Source organism: Robiginitalea aestuariiviva (assembly GCF_029537735.1).
In the GTDB taxonomy this organism is placed as follows: Bacteria; Bacteroidota; Bacteroidia; order Flavobacteriales; family Flavobacteriaceae; genus Robiginitalea; species Robiginitalea aestuariiviva.
Genome location: NZ_JARPUQ010000003.1, coordinates 37,544 through 61,677, shown reverse-complemented (window position 1 = coordinate 61,677; position 24,134 = coordinate 37,544). Strand labels below are relative to the sequence as shown.

Genomic DNA, 24,134 nt, shown 5'->3' with positions numbered 1-24,134 from the left:
TTATGCTATTTTTGGCTAAAATTTCTGGCTTGAAAACCCCGGTAACCGCACTGCTGCTCATCTTCTGGACCGCCCTGGCCTTTGCCCAGGCCGGCAGGCCGAAGGCTGCCCAAGACACGGCCCAGGGAAAACGGATCAACATCATTTACGGGGGCAACTTCACCAAGGATGAAGCCTTGCGGCCCGGGGCTTCTATCTTCAGTAAAGATACCCGGCAGGTACAGTTTGAACACCAGGGGGCAGACCTGTGGTGCGACTACGCCCTGCTTTACCAAAAGGAAAACCGCCTGGAGGCCATTGGGAACGTCCGCCTGAAGCAGGGCGATTCCATCGTGATGACCGGCGGCTTTCTGGAATACGACGGCAACAGCAAACAGGCCAAGGCCTTTGAAAAAGTGCGCCTGACCAACCGCAGCAGCGTGCTCACCACGGACACCCTCCTCTTTGACCGGGAATCCCAGGAAGCTTTTTACGAACACCACGGCAAGATCGTAGATTCCGTAAACACCCTCACCAGCCGGGTAGGCCGCTACTACCTGGGGCCCAAGAAATACCAGTTCCAGGATTCGGTTCGCATCCAGAACCCGGACTACGTACTGGAATCTACCCGCCTGGATTACTACACCGTTTCCAAAAACGCCTATATGTACGGGCCTTCCCGGGTAACTGGAGAGGATTACATGATGTATTGCGAACGCGGCTTTTACGACACCCGGGCGGAACAGGGTTACGGCATCCGCAATACGGAAATCCATTACAACAACCGCATTATTGAAGGCGACAGTGTGTACTTTGACAAGGCTACCGCCTTTGCCTCGGCCACCAACAACATCGTGGTGACGGACACCCTGAACAACGGGGTGATCCGGGCCCATTATGCCGAGGTGCACCGGGAGAAAGACTCGGTTTTTGCCACCCGGCGGGCGGTTTCTATTTCCCTGGTGGAACAGGATTCCCTCTACATGCACGGAGACACCCTGATGGTGACCGGCAAGCCGGATGCGCGCATCCTCAGGGCCTACCACAATGCCAAATTCTACAAAACCGACCTGAGCGGGAAGTGCGATTCCATCCACTTCAGCCAGGCCACCGGCATCACCCAGCTCCTGAAGCGGCCCATCCTCTGGAATTTGGAAAACCAGATGACGGGAGACACCATCTACCTGCTCTCGGACATGGAGACCGACAAACTGGATTCCCTGAAGGTACTGGGCAACGCCTTTATCATTTCGGAAGACACCGTGGGCCTGCGCGGGTATAACCAGGCCAAAGGCAAAGACCTGTTCGGGAAATTCCGGGAAAACGAACTCAAAACCGTAGACCTGATCGCCAATACGGAAGTGCTGTACTATATGTACGATGACGACCAGCAACTCGTTGGCATAGACAAGACCGTCTGCAGTAAGATCCGCCTGGAGCTGGATCAGAGCGAGATCCAGGAAATCACCTTCTTCACCAACCCGGACGGCACCCTGTACCCGGAGGAAGACCTCCCGGAAGGGCAACAAAAACTGGAAGGGTTTATCTGGAGGGGACCGGAACGCATCCGTTCCCGGGAAGACCTCTTTGACGCCGACGACAACAACCTGGTCCTGCCCCGGATCCGAGGGGTTAACCAACCCATGGACCAGCAGGAAAGCGAGCCGGAAACCGAAGACCTGCCCGCGGCCAAGGCCCGCAGGCCCAAACCCCGGCCACGCCCTTCAGCCCCTTAACCCCCTGCCCGTGAACCCGGATTTCCAACAGTATCAGGCCCAGACCGGGCCCCACCCGCTGGGGCTGGAGATTGACCGTGCCTCCGGGAGCTACCTCTATGATACCCGGGGGAAGGCCTACCTGGACTTTATTGCCGGGGTATCTGCCTGTACCCTGGGGCATTGCCACCCGGCAGTGGTACAGGCGGTACAGGAACAGGCCGCCCGATACATGCACGTGATGGTCTATGGGGAATTTGCCCTGGAGCCGGCCGTAACCCTTTGCCGGGAACTGGCCGCAGCCCTGCCCGCCCCCCTGGAGAGCACCTATCTGGTCAACTCCGGGACCGAGGCCATGGAAGGGGCGCTAAAGCTGGCCCGGAGGGTTACCGGGCGTTCCCGTATTGTGGCCGCCCGCAACGCCTACCACGGCAATACCCTGGGCAGCCTGAGCCTGATGGATTACGAAACGCGGAAGGCTCCGTTCCGCCCCCTGATCCCGGACATCCGCCACCTGCGCTTTAACCACCTGGAAGACCTGAACCGCATTGACCGCCATACGGCTGCTGTAGTGCTGGAAACCATACAGGGCGGGGCTGGCTTTATCCTGCCCGAACCGGGCTATCTGCAGGCCGTGAAACGGCGCTGCGAAGCCACCGGGGCCCTGCTGATCCTGGACGAAATCCAGCCCGGGTTCGGGCGCACCGGCTCCCTCTTTGCCTTTACCCAGCACGGGTGTGTCCCGGATGTGGTGGTGATGGGCAAGGGCATGGCCTCCGGCCTGCCCGTCGGGGCTTTTACTGCCTCCCGGGAACACATGAAAACCCTTTCCGAATCCCCCCAACTGGGGCATATTACCACCTTTGGCGGAAACCCGGTGGTGGCCGCCGCCGCCCTGGCCACCCTTCGGGAACTCCGGGCCGGCTGGCTTATGGAACAGGCCCTGGCCAAGGAACAAACCTTCCGGGCCATGCTGGCACACCCCCTGATTTCCGAGGTCCGGGGGCGCGGACTCATGCTGGCCCTGATCATGGAGGATGCCCAGGTGGCCAATTATCTGGTTACGGAAAGCCTGAAACGGGGACTGCTGCTCTTCTGGTTGCTTTTTGAACCCCGGGCGGTGCGCATTAGCCCGCCCCTGACCCTTTCCGAAGCCGAAATACAGGAGGGCTGCACCCTGATCCTGGAACTGCTGGAAGCCTACCCGGGCACGGGTGTTAACTAATTTGTTGATAAGATGACCCCATTATCCCCCTATTGGACGGTTCAAAAAAATATTTTTAAGTCCATACACAACCAAACCGGCATGTATGGCGATTGAACCGAACGAAACTCCCAATCCTTCCATCCTCAAGTTTGAATCCATGCTGAAGACCGACGCGGTCTACTTTTTTGACGCGGAGGACTTTGAGGAGATCATCCACCATTACCTGAACCAGGGCAAGATATCCCTGGCCAAGAAGGCGATCCGCATGGGCATGGGCCAGCACCCGGATGCCCTGCCCCTCCAACTGCTGCACGTGGAAGTACTGGTGTTTGAAAACGAGCTGGAGAAGGCGGAATACCTGCTGGACCAGCTGCAGGAGCTGGACGGGCAGAACGAGGAAATTTACATACAGCGCGCCAACATCCAGTCCAAAAAAGACAACCACCGGGAGGCCATCGCTTTGCTGGAGGCGGCCCTGGAACTGGTGGAGGACGACTTCGACATTTATTCCCTGATGGGGATGGAATACCTTTTCCTGGACGAGTACGAGCAGGCCCGGACCTGTTTCCTGCGCTGCCTGGAGTTCGATCCTGAAGATTACGCCTCCCTGTATAATGCCGTTTACTGCTACGAATTCCTGGAGGATTACGAGGGCGCTATTCGCTTTTTAAACCTCTACCTGGACCGCAACCCCTACTGCCAGGTGGCCTGGCACCAACTGGGCAAGCAATTCCAAACCCTGGAAATGTACCCGGAGGCTCTCTCGGCATTCGATTTTGCGATTATCGCTGACGAGAGTTTTATCGGGGCTTACTTTGAAAAAGGCAAAGTGCTGGAAGCCCTGGACCGCTTCCGGGAAGCCATAGAAAACTACCAGATTACCATTGGCCTGGACGACCCCACCTCCCATGCCTACCTGCGCATAGGGCATTGTTTTGAACGCCTGGGCGACGACCGGCAGGCCCGCCACTACTACTACCTGACCGTGCACGAAGATCCCCTGCTGGACAAGGGATGGCTGGCCATCACGGATTTCTACTTGCGAAAACGCCGGTACGAAAAGGCCCGGGAATATATTGACAAGGCCATCAACATAGACGGGGAGAACCCAGATTACTGGAAGCGCTGCGGGCTGATTCACCAGGCCCTGGGCGAGCTGGATGCCGCGGACTACGCCTACAAACGGGCTGTGGAACTGGGCAATGCAGAACTGGAGGTGTGGATGCAGTGGGCAGCTGTATTGCGGGACAACGGGGAATTCGGCGCCGCCGCAGAAGTGCTGCAGCAGGGTGCGGAACGCTACCCTGACGCTGTGGAAATCAGCTACCAGCTGGCCGGGATCTGCCGCAAGCTCGGGAAGGAATCCCAGGCCGTGGAACACCTGCGGTCTGCCCTGAAACGGGCCCCTTCCAAACTGAAGGTTTTCAAGAAGAATTACCCTGAATTTTACGGGGCTTCCTGGGTGCAGGGAATCCTCCGCGACCTGCGGAATGCTTCGGAATAAAAGCGCTATTTTTGCTTTTTATCCGGCATGAAACCAGGAAATCGCCTACAATTTATCTTCACAGTCCTTAAAGGGATGGCCATGGGTGCCGCAGACGTGGTTCCTGGCGTTTCGGGGGGGACCATCGCCTTTATTTCCGGGATTTACGAAGAACTGATCACCTCCATCAACAACATTCGCCCGGCCTTGCTGGGCATCTGGCGCCGCCAGGGCTTCAGGGCTTTCTGGCAGGCCCTGAACGGGAATTTCCTGCTGGCCCTGGTTCTGGGCATAGCCACCAGCGTGCTCTCCCTGGCTAAAGGCATCAGCTGGTTACTCACCGAAGAGCCGGTGCTGATCTGGTCCTTCTTTTTTGGCCTGGTGGTGGCCAGCATCCTGTATGTGGCCCGCGCTATCGGTCGCTGGACGCCCGGGGGCATCCTGGCCCTGCTGGTGGGGGCAGCCCTGGCCTACCTGGTGGTTTCCCTCCCGGTTTCCGAAGACACCGGCGGAATGGGTTACCTGTTCCTTTCCGGGGCCCTGGCCATTTGCGCAATGATCCTCCCGGGGATCTCGGGGGCCTTTATCCTGGTACTGCTCGGGTCTTATAAAACCGTACTGGATGCGGTACACGAGCGGGATTTGCAAATTATAGTGGTGGTAGGCCTGGGGGCCGTTTTCGGGCTCCTGAGTTTTGCCCGCCTGCTAAAATGGATGTTTGCGCGATACCGCGACCTGACCCTGGCGCTGCTTACCGGGTTTATTGCCGGTTCCCTGCGAAAAATCTGGCCCTGGAAAGAAGTCCTGGAAACCCAGGTATTCGATGGCAAGGTGGTCCCCGTACGCGAAGCCGGGGTCTGGCCCTGGGATTACCCGGGCGAACCCCGCCTGGGCCTGGCTATAGCCCTGGCCATTGCCGGGTTTGCGCTCATCTTCCTGCTGGAAGGCCTGGCCCGCCAAAAAAAGCCTGCACCGTGATGTTCCACAAGCGTTCGATAACGGATAAGGCCCTGCTCTTCATCAAGGGCCTGGCCATGGGGGCCGCCAACAAAGTACCCGGGGTTTCCGGGGGCATTGTAGCCTTTGTGGTGGGCTTTTACGAAGAATTTATCTATTCCCTGCAGAAGATTAACCTGAAGGCCTTTAAACTCCTGTTCAACGGCCGCTTCAGAAGCTTTTACCGGTACGTGAACGGGCCCTTCCTCTCCATTCTGGTGCTGGGGATGCTCTTCAGCTATTTCAGCGTTTCCCAGGTACTTGATTATTTTCTGGAACGAAAGGAACTCTATGTGTGGTCCGGGTTTTTTGGAATGATTATCGGTTCCATCTATTTTATTTCCAAGGACTTTCACCACTGGAACCGCACCACCATCCCGGCCGGGATCCTGGGCCTGATCCTGGGCGTATCCATCAGTTTTCTGTCTCCGGCGCGGGAAAACGACAACCTGCTGTTTATTTTCCTCTGCGGGATGATCAGCGTTTCCGGCATGACCCTGCCCGGGCTGTCGGGCTCCTTTATCCTGATCCTGCTTGGGAATTACGTGCTGCTGTTGGTAGACTCCGTAAACGGCCTGTACGATACGCTGGCAGAAGTATTCCAGGGCGATTTCAGCTTTGTGCGCAACAGTGCCCGCCTGGAAATCCTGAAGATCCTGGCGGTCTTTACCGCGGGGTCGGCCGCCGGGCTGGTTACCCTCTCCCACCTGCTGGGTTATGTGCTGAAACACTACCGTTACCTGACCACGGCCGTGATCATCGGTTTTATTACGGGTTCCCTGGGGGTGGTCTGGCCCTGGAAACGGACCCTGTTTGCCCAGGGCCCGGACGGGGGTTTACTCCTGGATTCCAACGGCGATCCCGTGATCCAGAACTATGAACGTTACCTCCCGGACCTCTCTTTTGCCGAAAACCAGTGGGCCCTCTTTTATATCGGGGTGGGCCTGGCCATCCTGATCGCCCTGGAATGGTACGGACAAAACCAGAAATCGGATGCGTAGGTTCGGGCTGGTCGGCAGGAATATCGGATACTCCTTTTCCCGGGGGTATTTTGCCCGGAAATTCGAGGCGATGGGCCTGACGGACTGCCAGTATGAAAACTTCGACCTGCAGGACCTCTCCGGGTTTGCAGCCCTGCTGGCCAACACCCCTGACCTGTGCGGGCTGAACGTGACCATTCCGTACAAGCAGGAGGTGATCCCCTTCCTGGACGCGCTTGACCCGGTGGCCGAAGCCATAGGTGCCGTAAACACCATCCGGTTCAAGGATGGGCAGGCCATTGGGCACAATACGGATGCTGCAGGATTCCGGGAGTCATTAAAGCCACTGCTAAGACCAGAGGACCGCAAAGCCCTGGTGCTGGGAACGGGCGGGGCTTCCCGGGCAGTCAGCTACGTCCTGGCAGAACTGGGCCTGGAAGCCACCCTGGTTTCCAGGAACCCGGAAACAGGGCAATTGGGCTACGCAGAACTGGATGCCCGGGCGCTGGAATCCTTTCAGGTCCTGGTCAATTGCACCCCCCTGGGCACCCACCCTGCAACGGACCGCTGCCCGCCCCTGCCCTACGATGCCCTGGGGCCTTCCCACCTGTTGTACGACCTGATCTACAACCCGCCCCTGACCACCTTCCTGCGCCACGGGCAGCAGGCCGGATGCCGTTTCAAGAACGGACTGGAAATGCTCGAAATACAGGCCGAACGGGCCTGGGACCTCTGGAACACCTGAGTCGGAATATACGCACACGCCTTAAAGGTTCGGCCTCCCGCCTTTGTTTACAGCACATTTGTTACTATCTTAGGTAGGTGATTGCCGATCACCGTAAACCCAGCGTGATGTCGGAAGAAGAAAACAAAGAACTACAGGAAGCTGTAGGGGGGGAAGCCAATAGCGAAGCAGCAAACGAACCCGCCGGTTCGGGCCAGGTGCCCGCCGGCCAGGAAGCCGAAGAAGCCACAACCGAACCTACAAGTTCTGCCCCCGAAGCCGGGGAACCCGAAGCCGCAGAGGCCTCTGAGGAGGAACCTGCCGGGGAGGCCGATATGGAAAATGAAATTGACGCCTCCAATGCAGAGGACGCCGAGGATTCGGAGAACGAACGCCGCCATCACATCCCGTTTCTGGATTACCACGCCCTTTCCATGGAAAACCTGGTGGGGGAATTGCAACGGCTGTTGCGCACCGAAAAAGTGCAGGCCATCCGCCGCCATGCAGAAGCCATTAAGACGGAATTCGACCTGAAGTTTCAGGACTTTCTGGAACATAAAAAAGAGGAATTCATAGACCGGGGGGGCAACGAGGCCGACTTCCGCTACAATTCCGTGACCAAGCGGCAATTCAACGAACTGTATGCGGAATACCGCGAAAAGCGGAACCAGTACTACCGCAGCCTGGACCAGCAGCTCAAGGAAAACCTGGAGAACCGCCTGGCCATTATCGAGCAGCTCAAGAGCCTGGTGAATGTGGAGGAAGACATGAACTCCACCTACAAGACCTTCAAGGACCTGCAGGAGGCCTGGCGCAACGCGGGTCCCATTCCCAGAACGCGCTACAACGACGTTTGGCGCACCTACCACCACCATGTGGAGATTTTCTACGACTTCCTCCACCTGAACCGCGAACTGCGGGACCTGGATTTTAAACACAACCTGGAGGAAAAGGAAAAGCTGGTCGCCCGGGCCGAAGCCCTGGCGAATGAACCGGATCTGAACAAGGCATTCCGGGAGTTGCAAACCCTGCACAAGGTTTGGAAGGAAGAACTCGGGCCGGTGGCCAAAGAAGAACGGCAGGCCATTTGGGACCGCTTCAGCGCAGCCACCAAGGCCATGCACCAGCGCCGGCAGGATTACCACAAGGTACAGGAAGAACGGTATGAGGCCAATCTGGCGGCCAAGCAGGAGATCATTTCGAAAATAGAAGCAGAAGCCGGCCAGGTAGCGGACAACCACCGTGGGATACAGGCCCAGATCAAGACTGTGGAAGCCCTTCGCGAGGCATTCTTCCAGGCCGGGAAGGTACCCCAAAAGGACAACGAGCCTACCTGGGCTGCCTTTAAGGAAGCGGTACGCCGGTTTAACCGGACCAAAAATGCGTTCTATAAGAATCTGAAGAAAGAGCAGCAGCTTCACCTGGACCAGAAACGGGCCCTGCTACAGCGCGCCCAGGAGTTAAAAGACAGCGAAGACTGGGATACCGCCACCCCGGAGATGAAGCGTATCCAGCAGGAATGGAAGCAGATCGGCCACGTGCCCCGCAAGTATTCGGACAAGATCTGGAAACAGTTCAAAGAGGCGTGCAACCACTACTTTGACCGCCTCCATGCCCGGCGCGATTCGGCCCATGCCGGAGAACGCGAGAACCTGAAGGCGAAAACCGACATTCTGGACCAGCTTAAGGCGTTTCAGTTAAGCGGCAAGAAGGAAGAAGACCTGGAGGCCGTGCGCGGGTTTCTGGCTGCCTGGAAAGGGCAGGGACGCATCCCCAACAACAAGAAACACCTGAACGCCAAGTTCTACAAAATTGTGGAAGCCCTTTTGCGGAAGATGGGCATAGACCGTGCGGAAGCCGAAATCATCAAATACGGCGACAAAATCAAGCAACTGGCCCAGGCGGACGACCTGGGTGCCGTGGAGGACGAACGGCAGTTTATCCGCAAAAAGATCGAGGAATACAAAAACGACATCCGCCAGCTGGAAAACAACCTGGAATTCTTTTCCGGGAGCACGGAGGGCAACCCTTTGGTGCAGGAAGTGGTCAACAACATCGCCCGGAAGAAGGAAGCCCTGCAATCCTGGAAAGCCAAGCTGAAAAAGCTCAACATCCTGCGCCACCACCTGGAGCGCGGGCCGGAAGAGGCGGAGTCCGCGGAGGAACCCGAAGAAGAATAATCAGGCAGGCTCCCCGAACAAATCGTAGTCCGAGGCTTCCGTGATCCGGATATCGGCAAAATCCCCCACCCGCAGGTAGGTCTCAACGGCTGGGATTCGCACCTCGTTGTCCACATCCGGAGAATCGAACTGGGTTCGCCCCACAAAATGGTCCCCGTCTTTCCGGTCAATAAGCACCTTTAACGTCTGCCCCACCTTCGCCTGGTTGAGTTCCCAGGAAATACGCGCCTGCACCTCCATTACCGCATTGGCCCGCTCCTGCTTCACGGCAGCGGGTACATCGTCTTCAAGGCCGTAGGCATGGGTATTCTCCTCGTGGCTGTAGGTAAAACAGCCCAGGCGGTCAAAGCGGGTGCGCTCCACCCATTCCAGCAAGGTCTGGAAATCGGCTTCAGTTTCCCCCGGGTACCCCACAATCAGGGTGGTGCGGATGGCCATTTCGGGCACTTCCCTGCGGAAGTCCTCCAGCAGGCGTTCGGTACGGGCCTGGGTGGTACCCCGGCGCATACTTTTCAGGATGGGATCGGAAATATGCTGCAAGGGGATGTCGATGTAGTTGCAGATCTTGGGCTCTTCCCGCATCACCTCCAACACATCCATGGGGAAGCCCGCGGGGAAGGCGTAATGCAGGCGGATCCATTCGATGCCTTCCACAGCTGCCAACTTTCGCAACAAGGGCGCCAGGGTGCGTTCCCGGTACAGGTCCAGGCCATAGTAAGTCAGGTCCTGGGCAATCAGGATCAGCTCCTTAACGCCTTGGGCAGCCAGGTTTTTCGCTTCCTGTACCAGCTCCTCCATGGGTTTGCTCCGGTGTTTGCCGCGCATCAGGGGGATGGCACAAAAGGAACAGGGGCGGTCACAGCCCTCGGCAATTTTCAGGTAGGCGTAATGGGAGGGCGTGGTGGTCAGCCGCTCGCCTACCAGCTCGTGTTTGTAATCGGCCCCCAGGGCTTTGAGCAGACGGGGCAGGTCCCGCGTCCCGAAATAGGCATCTACGTTGGGGATTTCCTTTTCGAGATCCGGCTTGTAGCGTTCGCTCAGGCAGCCGGTAACAAAAACCTGGTCTACCTCCCCGGCCTCCTTGCGCTGCACAAAGTCCAGGATGGTGTTTACGCTCTCTTCCTTGGCGTTGTCAATAAAGCCACAGGTATTGATCACCACAATATTGCCTTCTCCTTCGTGCACCACATCCTTCTTGCCTGCCCGGAGCTGCCCCATGAGCACTTCGGAATCGTACAGGTTTTTGGAGCACCCCAGGGTGACCACGTTAATCCGGTTCTTTTTCGTAGACTTGGTCCGCATAGCCTTGGCAATAAGGCCGCAAAGGTACGAAGTTCAGGCCAGAGTATGCACAGACACCACCCTTGCTTTCCACAGGGTACAGCAGGCCGGTATCCTGGCGCTATCCTTAATCCTGGTAGGCCTCCGGCATTTGCCGGGCCTGGCTAACGGCCTCAAAACCTGCCCCGAATTGCAGCAGCTCCGGTTCCTGGTAGCGCTTGGCAATAAAAGTGAGGTTGGCCGGCTCTCCGTTATCCCGATACCCCATGGGCACGCCCAGGGCCGGATAGAGGGCTACCGCGGCATAACCCGCATGGTAGTTGTTTACACTGAGAATGGCATCCAGGTTATGGGCCTGGAAAGCCTCGTCAAAATACTGCCGGCCGGCCTGCTGCATCCGGGCCTTGATCTGTTGCAGCCCTGCGGCATCTGTGGAATCGGCCAGAATACCCTCCAGGCGGCCCTGCCCGTAAGGCGCGCGTACCAGGGTGTCCTGCAGGTTAAAGGCTACTACGTCCGCCACCGAACGCACCTGCACGGCCTGGGTATCCACTACCCGGGTTTCCAGGTAGTGGGGCAAATCTACCCGCATATCACCGTTCAGCAATGGCAGGAACCCTTCCAGGTCCACTTCCGGGGGCTCAAAAGCAATGACCTCGGCCCCCGCGGCCTCCAGCTGGCCCACGGCCTGGCGGTAGAGGGAATCGGACTCCAGCAGGCCCTTGAAGGCCCCGAAACGGCGGCCTTTCAGGGAAACGGAATCCGGGAGGTACCACGTTCCTTCCCATTGAGCGTTCACGGATTTGGGATCCTCCTCGTCAAACCCCATCATCGCACTGAGCAGGATGCCGTTGTCTACCACGGAACGGGTCATTGGGCCAGGGGTATCCAGGGTGCTGGAAATGGGGACGATCCCGCTGCGGCTCAACACCCCAACAGTGGGTTTCAGGCCTACCACAGAATTCTGGCCCGAGGGGCTAAGGATGGAGCCGGAGGTTTCGGTGCCCACCGCTGCCACGGCATAGGCAGCGGCCATGGAAGTCCCGCTGCCGGAACTGGAACCGCCGGTTTCGAATTGCCGCGGGCCGTAGGGGTTCAGGGTTTGGCCCCCGATAGCACTGTAACCCACGGGGCAACCGGAACAGAAGTAATAGGCCCACTCGCTCAGGTTTACCTTCCCCAGGATGATGGCTCCTTTGGCCTTGAGTTGCTTTACGATAAAGGCATCCTGCGGGCGGTGGTCCTGCAGGGCCACAGCGCCGGCCGTAGTGGGCATGCCTTCGGTGTCTATGTTGTCTTTCAGCAGTACCGGCATCCCGAATATGGGGTGCCTTGGGGTATCCGGGCTGGCCTTCAGGAGGCTGTCTGCCCGGCGGGCGGCCTGCACCGCCTCTGTATTCAGGGCCAGAATCGTGTTCAGGTAGGTTTCCCGGTCCAGTTCGTACCGGTAAATCCGGTACAGGAAAAAGCGGGTCAGCTCTTCGTAGGTGAATTCCCCCTGGCCGATTCGGGCCTGCAATTCGGGAATACTGTGCCCCAGGATCAGGCCCCGTAGGGCCTCATACCGGCTTTCGCCCAGGGCCATAGCCGTCTCGGCCATGGGGGCAAAGATGTCGTTCTTATCCGTAACCTGAGACTGGATAAGTTTGTAGCGCATCCGGCGATTCTCGTGCTCCGCATTGGCCTGGAGTTCGGCCGTTTCGTCAAAAGGGGTCCAGAGGGGGGCCTTTTCTGCTTCTGCAACAGGGGTTTCCCTGCACCCGGTAGTCATCAGGGCCAGCAGGCCGGCTAAAAAGATTGTCGCTCTAAAAGTTTGTACCGTTTTCATCGCTGCAAATGGGTTTGTATGTCGTGGGTTGATGATCAGCGTAGTCCAGGGATCCGGTTAGGAACGGGCCTTAAAAAAGGAATCCACAAATTCGTATTTATTGAAGACCTGTAGGTCTTCTATCCCCTCCCCTACACCAATATATTTGACGGGGATGCGGAACTGGTCTGAAATGCCGATGACTACCCCGCCCTTGGCGGTGCCGTCCAGCTTGGTCACCGCAAGGGCCGTGACCTCGGTGGCCTGGGTAAACTGCCGGGCCTGTTCAAAGGCGTTCTGCCCGGTAGAACCGTCCAGCACCAGCAGCACCTCGTGGGGGGCATCCGGCAGGACCTTTTGCATCACCCGTTTTACCTTGGTGAGCTCGTTCATCAGGTTTACCTTGTTGTGCAGGCGCCCGGCCGTATCTACCAGCACCACGTCCGCCCCCTGGGAAACGGCAGACTGCAGGGTATCGTAGGCTACCGAAGCCGGGTCGCTGCCCATTTTCTGCTTTACGATGGGCACCCCCGTGCGCTGGGCCCAGATTTCCAGTTGTTCAATGGCGGCGGCACGAAAGGTATCCGCAGCCCCCAGGATCACCTTTTTTCCCTGCTGGCGGAATTGGTGCGCAAGTTTCCCGATGGTAGTGGTCTTGCCTACCCCGTTTACTCCCACCACCATGATCACATAGGGACCTTCCACCTCGGGCAGCTGCAGTTCGGAAGCTTCACCGGTATGCGTCTCGGAAAGCAGGCCGGCAATTTCCTCCCGCAGCAGGCGGTCCAGTTCTTCGGTCCCCACGTATTTATCGCGGGCCACGCGGGCCTCAATGCGCTCTATGATCTTCAGGGTGGTGTCCACCCCCACGTCGGAACGGACCAGGACTTCTTCCAGTTCGTCCAGCACCTCGTCGTCCACGCGGGATTTACCGACAACGGCTTTGCTGAGTTTGCTGAAAAACGAGGTACTGGTCTTCTCTAGCCCCTTATCCAGGGTTTCCTTTTTCTCGGACGAAAAGATTTTCTTGAATAGACTCATGGGGTTAACTGGCTGGTATGCAAAGATAGCATTTTAGCCCGCTTTGCCGGAAGGGGGGTAACGGGAAAGATCGCCCGGGTACGGGCATAAAAAAAGCCCTCCGGTTGGAAGGCTTGATCTATGTTTTCTTGCGGTCCTTAGTTCTGGGACAGCCAGTCGTTTACCATCTCCGGAGGCATTACCGCTTCCACAAAGGTATAGGCCCCGGATTTAGGGGATTTTACCATCTTGATGGCCTTGGTCAGTCGCTTGGAAGAGGACTGCAGCGTTGCAACGGTTTTCTTAGCCATGTTTCAGAATTATTTAATTTCTTTATGTACGGTCATTCGCTTGAGGATCGGGTTGAATTTCTTCAACTCCAAGCGATCGGGGGTGTTCTTCTTGTTCTTGGTGCTGATGTACCGGGAAGTTCCGGGCATGCCGGACTCCTTATGCTCGGTACACTCGAGGATTACCTGTACTCTGTTGCCTTTCTTTGCCATGGTCGGTACGCTTTATTGAAGGGTGTACTAGAGGATTCCTTTTTGCTTGGCTTCCTTCAGCACAGCGGAAATCCCTTTTTTGTTAATCGCTTTCAAAGCCTTGGCGGATACCCGCAGGGTAACCCAACGGTCCTCCTCGGGGATGTAGAACCGCTTCTTGGAGAGGTTTACGTCGAAACGCCTCTTGGTCTTGTTGATGGAAAAGGATACGTTGTTCCCGAATTGGGCCTTTTTCCCGGTAAGTTCGCAGACTTTGGACATAGCGCTACTTTTCTTGGTTCAAAACAGGCTGCAAATTTACGGCATTTTTACCGTACCCCCAAACTTCTTTTTCAGAATTTTAGAATTTCCTGAAGCAGCAGCTCAAAGCCCTTGTGTACGGACTTCTGCACGATCCGCTCCCGGTGGTTCCCCATGGTATAGGAGGCGCTGTAGACGCCTTTGGGGCCGGCAATGGCCAGGTATACCGTGCCTATTGGAGCATCGGAATCGCCTTTGGTAGGTCCGGCGTTACCCGTGGTGGCCAGGGCAAAATCCGTACCCAGCAACTGGCGCACCCCCTGGGCCATGGCTTCGGCCACCGGGCCGCTTACCACGGAATGCTCCCGGATCAGGGCCTCGGGCACACCCAGAACGGAGGCCTTTACCGAAGTGGCATAACTCACCACACTGCCCTTAAAATAGGCTGAGGCTCCGGGTACGGAGGTGAGCTGGGCTGCGAGTTTACCACCGGTAAAGCTTTCCGCCGTGGCCAGGGTGGCCCCCTTTTCGGTAAAGCGTTTTTGCAGGACGCTTTCCAGGAGCTCCCCATCCTCTTCAGACACCAGGATATCTGCGATCAGGGATCGGAGTTCGCCCAGGCGTTCCTCCATTTCGGTTTGCAGCCCCGCGAGATCGGTCCCTTTGGCCGAAAGGCGCAGCCGAACCTTCCCCAGGTTGGGGAGGTAAGCGAGTTTCATATGAGGGGGCAGGGCATCTTCCCAGGCCGCTATGCGTTCGGCTATGGCGCTCTCGCCCAGGCCGTAGGTAATCAGGGTACGGTGCAAGAGTACCGGGCGGGTAAAACTTCTCGCGATGCGGGGGAGCACTTCCCGCCCCAGGAGCTCCTTCATTTCAAAGGGCACCCCCGGCAGGGAGACCAGCACTGCCTTGCGCCCCTGCATCCAGAGGCCCGGGGCCGTGCCGTGGGCGTTGTGTAACACCTGCGCCCGGGAAGGGACCAGGGCCTGCTTCCGGTTCAGGTCCGAAATGGGGGTGCTAATGTAGGTCCGGAATAATTCCTCTACATGGGCCAGCACCCGGGCGTCCTGCACCAGGGTGTCTTCCAGGTATTCGCAAAGGGTATGCTTGGTGATGTCGTCTTTGGTAGGGCCCAGCCCGCCGGTAAGCAGCACCAGGTCCGCACGGGATTCCGCTTCCTCAAGGGCTTTGAGGATATGCTCCCGCTGGTCCTGTACCGAGGTGATCTGGTAAACAGACACTCCGATCTTGTGGAGTTCGGTGGCTATAAAGGCAGAATTGGTATCGACGATCTGACCAATGAGGATCTCGTCGCCAATGGTCACGATCTCGGCGTACATCAGAGGTCGAAATCGTTTTTCAGTTCTCCCACTACCTGCTGCACGTCGCGTTTCAGCATGGGAAACCGCTGCCGGATCTCCTCCAGGCTGCCTTCAGTCTTGCCCAGGGTTTCAATTTCCAGGGCCAGAGCACGGGTTTGCTCCATCCCCAGCAGGTCTACATTGGGCTTGATTTTATGGGCCATTTTATAGACCTGTTCGTAATGGGCCGCAGCCACGGCCTGCTCCAGGGCCTCCAGGTCTTCGGGTACCTCTTCCAGGAATACGGAAATTACGGACTCGACAAAGTCCTGGTCCCCGTCCGCCATTTCATTGATTTTATCCAAATTGTAAATCATCCGCTCACATTTAGGGTGAAGACCGTAGTCCCCTCCAGGCTGCCCACAAGGTAATCATTTGCCGCCACCCGGCCAACCCCCTCCGGGGTCCCGGTAAAGATGATATCTCCCTTTTTCAGGGTGAAAAAGGTGGACATATAGGCAATAAGTTCATGCAGTTCCCAGAGCATCAGGCCGGTGTCTCCCCGCTGCACCACTTCTCCGTTTTTTTCCAGGGTAAAGGTCAGGCGGTCCCGGCCTTCAAAGGCGCTTTTGGGGATCCATTCCCCGATTACGGCAGCCCCGTCGAAGCCCTTGGCCTTTTCCCAGGGCAGGCCTTTGGCCTTCAGGCGGGCCTGCAGGTCGCGGGCGGTAAAGTCGATGCCCACGGAAAAAGCGTCGTAATAGGTATGCGCAAAACGGGGCGCGATGTGCTTGCCCACCTTGCAGATGCGCACCAGCAATTCCGCCTCATAATGCACGTCCTGAGAAAACTCGGGAATATAAAAATCCTGTTCCCGGGGCAGGATGGCGGAATCCGGTTTGATAAAGAGCAAGGGCTCATCCGGACGCTCGTTCTGAAGTTCTTCGATATGCGCCGCATAATTGCGGCCAACACAGACCAGTTTCATAAGGTTGGGGGGTTCTGGCGCCTATCCGGAAAAGGTGCCCAATTTAATTTGGGTGAGAATTTTCTTGGTATACAGGGGAAAGTCCGCATTGAGGATCCATCCGAAATACCCGGGCTCTTCCTGCAATACTTCGGTGACCAGGCGCCCTTTGTGCTTTCCAAAAGAGAAAACAGGCACCCCATGTTCGTCCCGCTGAATAAACCCGGCAAAGTCTACCGTATCCTTGTGGGAGGAAAACTCGGAAAGGGCCTTGATGTCGTTTTCCAGCTCCGGGTAACGCTCCAGCTGCGACAGCAACACTTCGTACGTGGCCTCGGTGTCCGCCACGGCACTGTGGGCGTCCCGCAACTCCTTGCCGCAATAAAACTGGTAGGCCGCCTCCAGGGTGCGCTTTTCCATTTTGTGGAAGATGGTTTGCACGTCTACCGCCACGGCGTTCTTCATGTCGAAGTTCACCCCCGCCCGCAGCAGTTCTTCGGCCAGCAACGGAATATCGAAGCGGTTGGAATTAAACCCGGCCAGGTCGCAGCCCCGGATCATCTGGTGGATGTCGTTGGCCAGGGCCTTGAAAGTAGGCTCCCCGGCCACCTTTTCGTCCGTGATCCCATGGATGGCACTGGCCTCGGCCGGAATGGGCACCCCGGGATTGACCAGCCAGCTCCGGCTCTCCTTATTCCCGTTGGGATGTACCTTCAGGATGGCGATTTCCACAATGCGGTCCGTGGCAATATTGGTCCCGGTGGTTTCCAGGTCAAAAAAACAAATCGGTTTGGTCAGTTTGAGCTCCATAGCAGGGGGTTAAATTTCCCGGTCGGTATCCCAGGCCTCCAGGTAGTCTGCCACGGCCTTGACAAACATCCCGCCCAGGGCCCCGTTCACCACGCGGTGATCGTAACTGTGGGAGAGGAACATCTTGGAACGGATCCCGATAAAGTCGCCGGCAGGGGTCTCGATCACCGATGGCATTTTCCGGATAGCCCCAAGGGCCAGGATACCCACCTGGGGTTGGTTAATGATGGGGGTGCCAAAAACGCTGCCAAAGGTACCCACGTTGGTTACGGTATAGGTACCATCCTTAATCTCATCTGGTTTCAGGGCGTTGTTGCGCGCCCGTTGCGCCAGGTCGTTTACCGCCCGGGCCATCCCCACCAGGTTCAGCTGGTCTGCGTTTTTGATCACCGGAACAATCAGGTTGCCGTCCGGCAGGGCGGCGGCCATCCCCAGGTTGATGTGCTTGCGCTTGATCACGCGGTCCCCGTCCAGGGAGATGTTCATCATGGGGTATTTTTTCAGGGCCATGGCTATGGCCTCCATAAAAATGGGGGTAAAAGTGAGCTTCTCCCCTTCCCGTTTAAAGAAGGCGTCCTTCACCTTGTCCCGCCAGGCCACCACATTGGTAACATCCACTTCCACAAAGCTCTGGACATGGGCAGAGGTGGACACGCTTTCCACCATGTGTTTGGCAATGAGTTTCCCCATACGCGTCAGGGGGATGATCTCGTCTGCTTCCCCAACCTGCAGGGCGGGTTTGGGCGTTTCCGGGGCAGGACGGGATTCCGTCATAGGGGCCGGGGCTTCAGCTGCGGGAGCAGGGGTCGCCGCTGCAGGGGCCGCAGGCGCTTTCCCGCGGGTTTCAATATAGGACAGCATGTCCGCCTTTGTCACGCGGCCATCCTTTCCGCTACCCGGAATGCGATCGAGTTCGTCCGGCTGGATCCCCTCTTCCCGGGCCATGTTCCGCACCAGGGGGGAATAGAAACGGCCGGATTCGGACTGGGCAGCAACCGCCGGTACAGCCACTTCCTCACGGGCCTGGGCCACCTGCTGCTCTACAACCGCAGCGGTCTCGGGCTCGGGATCGGGCTCCGGTTCGGTCCGGGCTTCGGGTGACGGGGTCCCGGCTCCTTCCCCGCTCACCTCGATCACGGCCACCACCTGGCCCACCTGGATAACGTCGTCTACCGAAAAACACTTTTCGACCAGGACGCCTTCCACTTCGCTGGGCACTTCGGAATCTACCTTATCCGTGGCAATTTCAAAGACCGGTTCATCCGCCTCGATGGCATCCCCCACCTCTTTGAGCCAGGCGGTAAGGGTGGCTTCGGCCACGCTTTCGCCCATCTGCGGCAGTTTCAATTCAAACTTTGACATATCCTTAGTTTCAGACCCGTTGCAGGTTTATTTTTTGCAAAAATAACAAAAATACCCGCTTTTTATTGTAATATTTTTTACTGCCCCGATTGCTTCAGGGAGCCTTCAAAGGGGACGCGTTGCAGGATGGAGCGCCCCAGGGTAACCTCATCTGCATATTCCAGCTCATCGCCCACGGGTATACCGCGTGCAATGGTTGAAAGCCGTACCTGGTGCCCCTCCAGCTGCCGGAAAATGTAAAAATTGGTGGTATCGCCTTCCATGGTGGCACTCAGGGCAAAGATCACCTCCTTCACCTCCCCCTTGCGGACCTTTTCGATCAGGGAGCTGATGTGCAGGTCTTGGGGACCCACCCCTTCCATAGGCGAAATCTTCCCGCCCAGCACGTGGTAGAGCCCCCGAAACTGCCCCGTACTTTCAATGGCCATTACATCCCGGATGTCCTCCACCACACAGAGGGTTTCCCGGTCCCGCTTGGGGCTGCTGCAGATCTCGCAGATGTCCTGGTCCGAGATGTTGTGGCATTCGCTGCAGTGGCGGATCTGCTCCCGGAGTTCCTGCAGGGCTTCGGCCAGACGGCGGGTCTGCCCCTCGGGCTGGCGAAGCAGGTGCAACATGAGCCGCAAGGCGGTGCGCTTCCCGATTCCCGGCAGCAAGGCCACCTCTTCCACGGCGCGCTGAAGCAATTTGGAGGCAATTTCCATACCCGCAAAATTACAAAGCCGGGCGGAGTTTTCGGTACTCCGCCGGGAATTTAAAATTTTGGGCCTGCATCCCGGTCCTTTTGATCCGTAAACGTGGGTATGGACTCCCAAAAGGTTTACTTACAGGTATAAAACGCGATCGGCCGTTCCATCCCGCTAAATCCGTACGGGTTGGGGATATCTGTGGTAAGTTTTGTACTTTCGGCTACAAAATAAAGGGGGCCGGGCTGGCCCCTGTTTACCACTCCCATGACGGCATTCCACATACTCCTGCTCATTGGCGGATACTTTGCCCTGCTGCTTCTGATCTCCTATTTTACAGGGCGTAACGATTCCAACGAGGACTTTTTCCAGGCGGGCCGGAAATCGCCCTGGTACCTGGTGGCCTTCGGGATGATCGGGGCCTCCCTGTCCGGGGTCACCTTTATCTCGGTGCCGGGTTGGGTGGAAAGTTCGCAGTTCAGCTATATGCAGGTAGTCTTTGGCTATCTGGCCGGTTACCTGGTCATTGCCTGGGTACTGTTGCCCCTCTACTACCGGCTGGGGGTGACCTCCATCTACGAATACCTGGACCAGCGTTTTGGCAACACCAGTTACAAGGTGGGGGCCATTTCCTTTTTCGTTTCCCGGGTGCTGGGGGCGGCCTTCCGCCTCTTTTTGGTGGCCATTGTGCTGCAGCAGTTTGTCTTTGAGGCCTGGGGCGTCCCCTTCGAGGTTACGGTGGTGCTGTCCGTAGGCCTGATCTGGGTATACACCTACAAGGGCGGAATCAAGACCATTGTCTGGACCGACACATTGCAAACCCTTTTTATGCTGCTGGCCGTTGGGCTCTCCATCTATTTTATCAACCAAAGCCTGGGATGGAGTCTGGGGGAATTCCTGGCGTCCGAAGAACTCACCCGCTACAGCAAGGTTTGGTTTACCGAATCCTTTTCTGAAAAGAACCACCTGGTTAAATCCTTTCTGGGCGGCATGTTCATCACCATATGCATGACCGGCCTGGACCAGGATATGATGCAGAAAAACCTCACCTGCCGCAATCTCAGGGATGCCCAGAAAAACATGGTTTCCTTTAGCGTGGTGCTGGTTGGGGTCAAGTTTTTCTTCCTGCTGCTGGGAGCCCTGTTGTTTATCTATGCCGACCGTTTCGGGATTGCCACCCCCCTGATGGACGGGGCCCCGAAATCCGACCTTTTATTCCCCGAAATTGCCCTGAACAGCGGGCTGGAACCCATTGTGGGCATCACCTTTATGCTGGGGCTTATTGCGGCGGCTTACAGCAGCGCAGACAGTGCCCTGACCTCCCTGACTACCTCGTTCTGTGTGGACTTCCTCCACATCCGCAAGCGGCCCGAGGCCAGCCAGAAGGCCCTCCGTAAACGGGTACACCTGTGGATGAGCGCGCTTTTGGTTATAGTGGTCGTGCTTTTTAAATACGTACTGGACCGCAATGTAATCGATGGCCTGCTCACGGTGGCCACCTACACCTATGGCCCCTTGCTGGGCCTGTTTGCCTTTGGCATCCTGACCCGGTATACCCTGAAGGACCGTTGGGTGGGCGTGGTGGCCCTGATGGTGATCGGACTGGTCGTCTTGCTGGCCAACCTGCCGTCATCCATGCTGGGCGGGTATCAGTTTGGTTACGAATTGCTCCCCCTGAACGGGTTGCTGACCTTCCTGGCCCTGCTGCTGATCCGCGAGCGGAAATAAGGTTAATAGGTTCCTGTGGCAAGCATCACCAAGGTACAGGCCTCCAATACCTCAGCCCCGGCGCTTTCCCAGGCCGCGTAGCTTTCCTGAAATTCAGCCCCGGGGTTAAAAATCACCCGCCGGGGCTTAAGGGCCAGGAGCTGTGGCAGGAATTCCCGCTGGTGTTTGGCCCGCATATACATAGTAATGGTATCCACATCTTGCACAGCTTCGAGATTTGACGTAATTTGGATGGTGTGGGCCGTTCCCTCTACCCGCCCGAACCCGATAACCCCGAATCCCGCCTGAGAAAGGCGCTTCATGGCCATGTTGCTGTACCGGCCCGGTTTCAGGGACGCCCCGAATACCAGTGTCCTGCTAACTGGAAGATTTTGCCCTGTTTTGTGATTGTCCTGTAACACTATGGTTTATGCGTCGTCTGTTTCTATACCTTTGCAAAGATACAATCATTGGTAACGCTGTATTTTTTTTGTAGTTAATGGTTAGTGTTTAGTATAGCTTATCAATGAATGAGACCCCGCCCCTGGCGGGGTCTCGCCTTTCTAAAGAGCTGGCAGATGGCCACTTGGAACCCGGCCCGGCCTTTTCCCCTGTTAAATATCCGGCTCCCTGTAACATTTGCAGGCACAGGTCGTCTTGTAGACAACATCATCAATCAATCTATCAAAACGAACAGTCATGAAAACCTGCATCCGCGGGGTGGCCCTTGTATTGACCGCCCTGATCACCCTCTCCGCCTCACTTCCCGATCCCGAACCCGACCTTAAGGTAGGCAGCGTATCCGGTACCGTCCTGGACCCTGCAGACCAGCAACCCGTGGCCTACGCGGCCATCGTGATCCGCAGCGCCGCAGATTCCACCCTGGTTACCGGGGGGATCACGGAAGACAATGGCCATTTCAGCATCGAAAAACTACCGGAAGGCACCTTCGTGCTGGAAGTGCAGTTTATCGGTTACAAGACCTACCACAAGGAATTCACCATTACCCGCAGCCAGCGGAAAGTGGAAATCGGCACCATCACCCTGGAAGCCGAAGCCACCGCCCTGGAAGGGGTGGAAGTGGTTGCCGAACGCACCACTATTGAACAAAAGGTAGACCGCAAGGTCATCAATGTGGGGAAAGACCTCACCACCGCCGGGGCTACTGCCTCGGACATCATGAACAACATCCCCTCGGTGAACCTGGACCAGCAGAGCGGGGAAATCACCATGCGCGGCAATGCCAACGTCCGGGTCATGGTGGATGGAAAACTCTCCAACGTGCCGGTGGCGCAACTGCTGCGGCAGATCCCTTCCACCTCCATCAAGTCCATTGAACTGATCACCAACCCCTCGGCCAAGTACAACCCGGAGGGCATGAGCGGCATCATCAACATTGTGCTGCACAAAAATGCCAACATCGGCTTTAACGGCAACCTGAACCTGGGGCTTACCAAGGGGCTGGAAGCCAAATTCAACAATTCCCTGGACCTGAACTACCGCTACGGGAAGTTCAACCTCTACGGGAACGCGGGCACCAACATTGGCAATTATGTGAACGACGGCCGGCTGGACCGGACCGCAGAACAGTCCCGCCAGCTGATCGATGTGTTCAACAACAACAAATCCTACCTATACAAACTGGGCGTGGATTTCTACCTGAACGACAAAAACACCATCTCCTTCTTTACGAACCAGAATTACTTTGACGGGCAGTTTACGGTAGACACCCAAGTGGATTACCTGAACAACCCCCAGCAAAACCTGGCCCAGTTCCTCCTGAGCGACAGCGACAACCACTCCCAGCAATACAATTTCGATTACAAACTGCTCTTTGGACGCGAAGGCCAGAGCCTGGAACTGGAAGTAGACCACAACCTGTTTGAAAGCGAGGAAGCGGCCAACTTTGACCTGAGCGGGGCCTACCCCTACCCGGACTACCAGGATTTTGTAGACACGGAACGCACCCAGACCACCGTAAACCTGGATTATGTGGCGCCTATCGATTCCCTTTCCCGGGTGGAACTGGGCGTGCAGGCACGGCTTTTTGAGACGGATACGGATTACCGCTCCACCGGGCAGACCTACAACGCCCAGGGGCAACTGGCGGCAACCCCGTCTACCGCCTTCCTGTACGATATGGACATTTATTCTGCCTACGCCACGTATAGCCGAACTGCCGGGCCCTGGTCCTACCAGCTGGGGGTACGCGTAGAGCAGGTGGAGGTACAGGCGGACACCAACCAGACCCGCGCCTTTACCGACCGCTATACGGAAATATACCCTTCCGGGTTCCTCACTTACAGCCCCGGGGAAAAGAACCAGTTCCAACTGAGTGTGAGCCGGCGCGTAGACCGCCCGGGCCTTTCGCAGGTAAACCCGATCCGGGAATTTTCAACCCCCCTGATCTCCTCCTTCGGAAACCCCTCCCTGCTGCCGCAGTTTACCTACTCCTACGAGCTGAACTACACCCGCCGCTTTGGGTTGGGCAGCCTTACCGCCGGGGTCTTTTACCGGACCATCACGGACGAGATCAACCGGGCCCTGTTCCTGGACCGGCTTGACCTGAACCGCATTGTGCTCACCTTCGACAACTTTGACGATACCAGCGCCTACGGGGTGGAGCTGTCCTCTAACCTGAAACCGGCTGCCTGGTGGAACATTAATGCCAGCTTTGACCTGTACAACCAGACCCAGCGCGGCTTTAGCGAAAGCCTGCCCACGGACATACAGGACCCCGGGGTGGACGACATACAGACAGCTGCCATTTCCGTAGACAACACCGCCTGGAACCTGAGAATGAATAACAGTTTTAAGGCTACCAAAGCCCTAACCTTTCAACTCTTTGGCTTCTACCGCGGCCGCAACCGTTCCCTGCAGTTCGAGCAGGAGCCCATGTATTTCATCAACACCGGGGCCCGCTACAGCTTTGCACAGGGCAAAGGGACCCTGAGCCTGAACGTGAACGACGTGTTTAACTGGATGCAGGCGCAAATCACCGCCGGGCAGCCCATCCCCCAGCAGGGCCGTTTTACCTGGGAGAGCCGTACCCTGTATATGGGCCTGGCCTACCGCTTTGGCAGCGGCAAGAACCGCGCCCTCTCGCGCAAGCGCCGCGACAGCAACACCAAACAGGGCGGAGGCGGCCTCTTTTAAGATGCATTGCGGACGGGCCGGAAGGGAATG

Annotated in this window: 22 protein-coding genes; 9 read left to right on the top strand and 13 right to left on the bottom strand. The window is 57.2% G+C overall.

What is annotated here, in order from left to right; translation table 11 throughout:
• Positions 1 to 2 precede the first annotated feature (2 nt).
• The 7 genes from OZ410_RS12910 to OZ410_RS12880 all read left to right on the top strand — a co-directional run bounded on the left by OZ410_RS12910 (position 3) and on the right by OZ410_RS12880 (position 9,264).
• Positions 3 to 1,715, top strand: a complete 1,713-nt coding sequence (locus OZ410_RS12910; RefSeq protein WP_420917760.1) for an OstA-like protein — start codon at positions 3 to 5, stop codon at positions 1,713 to 1,715.
• A 10-nt stretch (positions 1,716 to 1,725) separates the two neighbouring features.
• A complete protein-coding gene (locus tag OZ410_RS12905; RefSeq protein WP_277708427.1) occupies positions 1,726 to 2,919 on the top strand; it encodes an aspartate aminotransferase family protein in 1,194 nt (397 codons plus the stop codon).
• A gap of 85 nt (positions 2,920 to 3,004) precedes the next feature.
• Positions 3,005 to 4,405, top strand: a complete 1,401-nt coding sequence (locus OZ410_RS12900; RefSeq protein ID WP_277708426.1) for a tetratricopeptide repeat protein — start codon at positions 3,005 to 3,007, stop codon at positions 4,403 to 4,405.
• A 27-nt stretch (positions 4,406 to 4,432) separates the two neighbouring features.
• Positions 4,433 to 5,362, top strand: coding sequence for a DUF368 domain-containing protein (locus OZ410_RS12895; protein ID WP_277708425.1), 930 nt, complete (start codon positions 4,433 to 4,435; stop codon positions 5,360 to 5,362).
• Entirely contained in the window at positions 5,362 to 6,381 is a 1,020-nt protein-coding gene (locus tag OZ410_RS12890; protein WP_277708424.1) for a DUF368 domain-containing protein, read from the top strand. Before OZ410_RS12895 ends, OZ410_RS12890 begins: the two co-directional genes overlap by 1 nt.
• Positions 6,374 to 7,105 carry a shikimate dehydrogenase family protein gene (locus tag OZ410_RS12885; RefSeq protein ID WP_277708423.1) on the top strand — a complete coding sequence of 244 codons (732 nt, stop codon included), beginning with the start codon at positions 6,374 to 6,376 and terminating at the stop codon, positions 7,103 to 7,105. The genes OZ410_RS12890 and OZ410_RS12885 overlap by 8 nt, the downstream gene beginning before the upstream one ends.
• A 107-nt stretch (positions 7,106 to 7,212) precedes the next feature.
• The gene (locus OZ410_RS12880) at positions 7,213 to 9,264 is read left to right on the top strand and encodes a DUF349 domain-containing protein (protein WP_277708422.1); all 2,052 of its coding nucleotides are present in this window, start codon (positions 7,213 to 7,215) and stop codon (positions 9,262 to 9,264) included.
• On the opposite strand, the gene rimO is transcribed toward OZ410_RS12880, so the two are convergent.
• From rimO to recR, 12 genes are all read right to left on the bottom strand, one after another.
• Positions 9,265 to 10,566, bottom strand: coding sequence for a 30S ribosomal protein S12 methylthiotransferase RimO (gene rimO, locus OZ410_RS12875; RefSeq protein ID WP_277708421.1), 1,302 nt, complete (start codon positions 10,564 to 10,566; stop codon positions 9,265 to 9,267).
• A gap of 106 nt (positions 10,567 to 10,672) precedes the next feature.
• Positions 10,673 to 12,373 (bottom strand): amidase family protein, encoded by a 1,701-nt coding sequence (locus OZ410_RS12870; RefSeq protein WP_277708420.1) that lies wholly within the window; start codon positions 12,371 to 12,373, stop codon positions 10,673 to 10,675.
• A gap of 57 nt (positions 12,374 to 12,430) precedes the next feature.
• Positions 12,431 to 13,393, bottom strand: coding sequence for a signal recognition particle-docking protein FtsY (gene ftsY / locus OZ410_RS12865; RefSeq protein ID WP_277708419.1), 963 nt, complete (start codon positions 13,391 to 13,393; stop codon positions 12,431 to 12,433).
• Between the two features lie 137 nt (positions 13,394 to 13,530).
• On the bottom strand, positions 13,531 to 13,683 hold the full coding sequence (locus OZ410_RS12860) for a DUF4295 domain-containing protein (protein ID WP_277708418.1): 153 nt from the start codon (positions 13,681 to 13,683) through the stop codon (positions 13,531 to 13,533).
• Positions 13,684 to 13,692: 9 nt separating this feature from the next.
• Complete coding sequence (gene rpmG / locus OZ410_RS12855; protein WP_277708417.1) at positions 13,693 to 13,875, bottom strand: 50S ribosomal protein L33; 183 nt, start codon at positions 13,873 to 13,875, stop codon at positions 13,693 to 13,695.
• Between the two features lie 27 nt (positions 13,876 to 13,902).
• On the bottom strand, positions 13,903 to 14,136 hold the full coding sequence (gene rpmB / locus OZ410_RS12850) for a 50S ribosomal protein L28 (RefSeq protein ID WP_277708416.1): 234 nt from the start codon (positions 14,134 to 14,136) through the stop codon (positions 13,903 to 13,905).
• 71 nt (positions 14,137 to 14,207) lie between these two features.
• On the bottom strand, positions 14,208 to 15,455 hold the full coding sequence (locus OZ410_RS12845; RefSeq protein WP_277708415.1) for a competence/damage-inducible protein A: 1,248 nt from the start codon (positions 15,453 to 15,455) through the stop codon (positions 14,208 to 14,210).
• On the bottom strand, positions 15,455 to 15,793 hold the full coding sequence (locus tag OZ410_RS12840; RefSeq protein WP_277708414.1) for an Hpt domain-containing protein: 339 nt from the start codon (positions 15,791 to 15,793) through the stop codon (positions 15,455 to 15,457). The genes OZ410_RS12845 and OZ410_RS12840 overlap by 1 nt, the downstream gene beginning before the upstream one ends.
• Positions 15,790 to 16,404 (bottom strand): fumarylacetoacetate hydrolase family protein, encoded by a 615-nt coding sequence (locus tag OZ410_RS12835; protein WP_277708413.1) that lies wholly within the window; start codon positions 16,402 to 16,404, stop codon positions 15,790 to 15,792. Before OZ410_RS12835 ends, OZ410_RS12840 begins: the two co-directional genes overlap by 4 nt.
• A gap of 21 nt (positions 16,405 to 16,425) precedes the next feature.
• Positions 16,426 to 17,193: a 3'-5' exonuclease gene (locus OZ410_RS12830; protein ID WP_277708412.1), complete on the bottom strand. Its 768-nt coding sequence runs from the start codon at positions 17,191 to 17,193 to the stop codon at positions 16,426 to 16,428.
• Positions 17,194 to 17,202: 9 nt separating this feature from the next.
• On the bottom strand, positions 17,203 to 18,555 hold the full coding sequence (locus tag OZ410_RS12825; protein WP_277708411.1) for a dihydrolipoamide acetyltransferase family protein: 1,353 nt from the start codon (positions 18,553 to 18,555) through the stop codon (positions 17,203 to 17,205).
• A 77-nt stretch (positions 18,556 to 18,632) separates the two neighbouring features.
• Entirely contained in the window at positions 18,633 to 19,259 is a 627-nt protein-coding gene (gene recR, locus OZ410_RS12820; protein ID WP_277708410.1) for a recombination mediator RecR, read from the bottom strand.
• Between the two features lie 249 nt (positions 19,260 to 19,508).
• Between recR and OZ410_RS12815 the strand changes: the two genes are divergently transcribed.
• On the top strand, positions 19,509 to 20,969 hold the full coding sequence (locus OZ410_RS12815; protein WP_277708409.1) for a sodium:solute symporter: 1,461 nt from the start codon (positions 19,509 to 19,511) through the stop codon (positions 20,967 to 20,969).
• A 2-nt stretch (positions 20,970 to 20,971) separates the two neighbouring features.
• Here OZ410_RS12815 and OZ410_RS12810 read toward each other — a convergent pair whose 3' ends face one another.
• Positions 20,972 to 21,370, bottom strand: a complete 399-nt coding sequence (locus OZ410_RS12810) for a CoA-binding protein (RefSeq protein ID WP_277708408.1) — start codon at positions 21,368 to 21,370, stop codon at positions 20,972 to 20,974.
• Positions 21,371 to 21,647: 277 nt separating this feature from the next.
• Here OZ410_RS12810 and OZ410_RS12805 point away from each other — a divergent pair, with 277 nt between their 5' ends.
• On the top strand, positions 21,648 to 24,104 hold the full coding sequence (locus OZ410_RS12805; RefSeq protein WP_277708407.1) for a TonB-dependent receptor: 2,457 nt from the start codon (positions 21,648 to 21,650) through the stop codon (positions 24,102 to 24,104).
• Positions 24,105 to 24,134: the final 30 nt, after the last annotated feature.